Source organism: Arthrobacter sp. I3 (assembly GCF_000520575.1).
GTDB lineage: Bacteria > Actinomycetota > Actinomycetes > Actinomycetales > Micrococcaceae > Arthrobacter > Arthrobacter humicola_A.
In genome coordinates this window covers 71,343-72,937 of sequence record NZ_KI914938.1, presented here as the reverse complement: position 1 = coordinate 72,937, position 1,595 = coordinate 71,343, and the positions used below count along the sequence as shown (strand labels likewise).

Below are 1,595 nucleotides of genomic sequence, written 5' to 3'. Positions count from 1 at the left end.
TGCGGCTGCGGCGCACCGCCATCGCCTCGGACGACACGCGGACCTACCAGCCGCCCCGGAGGCTGAAGGTCGCGCGCGCCCTGTGGGAGCTGTGCCGGTTCGTCCCGGTCATGCTGACGGTCGTCATCGCCGTCGGTGTAATGCTCGCGTTCGACGCGATGGCGGCCCTGTTCAACTACGGAGTCGCCGCTCTCCTGAGCGGGGTGGTGATCCTGCTCGCCGGGGCCACGGCCGCGGGCAGTGCCGTCGTGGCCAAGTGGCTGCTGGTGGGCCGCATCCGCCCCGGCGAGCACCCGCTGTGGAGCTCCTTCATTTGGCGGAACGAGGTAGTGGACACGTTCATTGAGATGGTCAGCGCCCCGTGGTTCGCGCGCGCCGCCACGGGGACACCGGCGCTGGTGTGGTGGCTGCGGGCACTCGGCGCGAAAATCGGTGCCGGGACCTGGTGCGAAAGCTACTGGCTGCCGGAGGCGGACCTCGTCACCCTCGGCAGGAATTCGACCGTCAACCGCGGGTGCGTGGTCCAGACCCATCTGTTCCATGACCGTGTCATGAGCATCGACACTGTTACGCTCGATGACGGAGCCACCATGGGCCCGCACGGCGTCATCCTGCCGCAGGCCAGGATCGGCAGCGGCGGCACGGTGGGGCCGGCGTCCCTCGTCATGCGGGGCGAAACCGTCCCAGCCGGGACGTACTGGATGGGCAATCCGGTCAGCCCCTGGGACGGGCCGGCACCGCCGGCCGGGCCCCGTTAGGCCCGGCGCCTGCGCACGTCCACCAGCACCACAACCGAAGGTCCGTCCATTGAGCACCAGCGCACCAAGCAGCAGCGGCGCCGCCGCCCGCGGGGACATCAGCGGGGAAATCAGCCGCGAAATCAGCCGGGCGACGAGCCCGGAAGCCGGCGCCCCGGACCCCTATATGCCCGGCCACGGGACCAATGCCTACCGCGTCACCCGGTATGAACTCGATCTGGACTACCGGGTCAGCAGCAACCGCCTTGCCGGGCACGCCGTCCTGCACGCCATCACGCAGCTCCCGACGTCGGCGATCGTCCTGGACCTGGCCGGCTTGCGGGCCACGAAGATCCAGCTCAACGGGCGCAGGGTACGCCGGTTCGCGCAGCGGGCCGAGCAGCTCGTTGTCTACCCCGACAACCCGCTGCTCGCCGCCGAGGCCTTCACGCTGGACATCCGCTATGAGGGGTACCCCGCGCCGCGCCGCGGTGTGTGGGGCGAAGTGGGCTGGGAAGAGCTCTCCGATGGGGTGCTGGTCGCCGGGCAGCCCAACGGGGCAGCCTCCTGGTTTCCGTGCAATGACCACCCGCGGGACAAAGCGACTTACCTCATCACCGTGACCACCGATGCGAACTACCGGGCGGTGTGCAACGGGGTGATGCTCTCCCGCACCAGCAGGGCCAGCCGCGTGACGTGGGTCTTTGAGCAGGCCGAACCCATGGCCACGTACCTGGCCACGGTCCAGATCGGCCGCTACGAGCTCCTGACGCTCAATGCCGACCGGCCCTCAGGGCACGTTCCGCAGTATGTGGCCGTGCCGGCGTCGCTGCAGGCGGGCGCCCGGGCCGCCCTGGC

The 1,595-nt window shown here is 70.1% G+C and carries 2 pseudogenes; both read left to right on the top strand.

The window, feature by feature from the left end:
- Nucleotides 1–758: pseudogene (locus Y706_RS25715) on the top strand (amino acid adenylation protein); the annotation flags it as partial.
- A gap of 49 nt (nucleotides 759–807) precedes the next feature.
- Nucleotides 808–1,595 (top strand): annotated as a pseudogene (locus Y706_RS25710) (M1 family peptidase); the annotation flags it as partial.